Annotated in this window: 1 protein-coding gene; it reads left to right on the top strand. The window is 75.8% G+C overall.

Going from position 1 to position 1,168, the window contains the following annotated elements; genetic code table 11:
* The coding region (locus ACWGDE_RS39110; protein ID WP_453393843.1) for a VWA domain-containing protein at window positions 1-1,062 on the top strand (1,062 nt) is incomplete at its 5' end.
* Between the last annotated feature and the right edge of the window lie 106 nt (window positions 1,063-1,168).

Below are 1,168 nucleotides of genomic sequence, written 5' to 3'. Positions count from 1 at the left end.
GCAGCCACCACCGAGGCCGACCCGACGGAGGCGGCTCCGGCCGCCGAGGCCGAGGTGGCCGTGCCGGAGGCCGACACTCTGACCGAGCCCGCCGCGCTCGTGGCCGAAGGCCACGACGAGGAGGCGGCTCCGGCCGCCGAGGCAGCGGAGGCGGAGCCGGTCGAGGCTGCCGCGCCGCAGGCGCAGGACGAAGCCGAGGCGGAGCCGGTCGCGGCCGTCGCCGCAGAGACGGACGTCGTCGCGCCGCAGGCGCAGGACGAGGCCGAGGCGCCCGCCGCCGTCGCCGCCGAGGCAGCGGAGGCCGAGCCGGTCGCGGCTGCCGCGGAGGCAGCGGAGGCCGAGCCGGTCGCGGTCGTCGCCGCTGACGCCGACGAAGCGCCGGAGGCGGACGCCGATGGCCCCGCCGTTGCGCTCGGGGACTTCAAGCGGCAAGCGCCCGCGCTCGCAGGCGCGTACAAGGCCGCCGGACAGGTGCTGCGGGGCAAGGGGAAGGCCGGGGCGCGGGCGAGCGTGTACCTCGTCCTCGACCGGTCGGGGTCGATGCGGTCGTTCTACAAGGACGGCAGCGCCCAGTACCTCGCCGACCACGCCCTCGCGATCGCCGCGCACCTCGACGGCGAGGCCACCGTCCGCACGGTGTTCTTCTCCACCGAGCTGGACGGCACCGCCGACCTCTCCCTCGACGCCTACGACGAGGGCTGGGTCGAGGCCCGCCACGCGGAACTCGGCCGGATGGGCCGCACCAGCTACCACGTCGCCGTCGAGGCCGTCGTCGAGCGCTACCAGAAGGACGGCGGCGAGGGCCCGGCCCTGGTCGTCTTCCAGACCGACGGCGCCCCCGACAACGTCCGCCCCGCCCGCCAGGCGATCGCCGACGCGGCCACCTCCGCGCCCGGCATCCACTGGCAGTTCGTCGCCTTCGGCGACCCGGAAGCCAAGGCCTTCGACTTCCTGCGCAAGCTGGACGCCGACAACGCCGGCTTCTTCCACGCCGGCCAGGCCCCGGCCGAACTGACCTCGGCCGCCCTGCTCAAGGGGCTCCTGGAGGGCTTCCAGGGCTAGCGGGCCAGTAGGTCTGCGACACCACGCCGAAGGGCCCGGGTTCCGTACGGAACCCGGGCCCTTCGGTCTGTCCACCTGAAGCGCGAGCGCCCATGCCGGCCGCGCC

The sequence above is a fragment of the Streptomyces sp. NPDC054956 genome, assembly GCF_053609185.1.
This window is presented reverse-complemented; position numbering and strand designations above follow the sequence as displayed.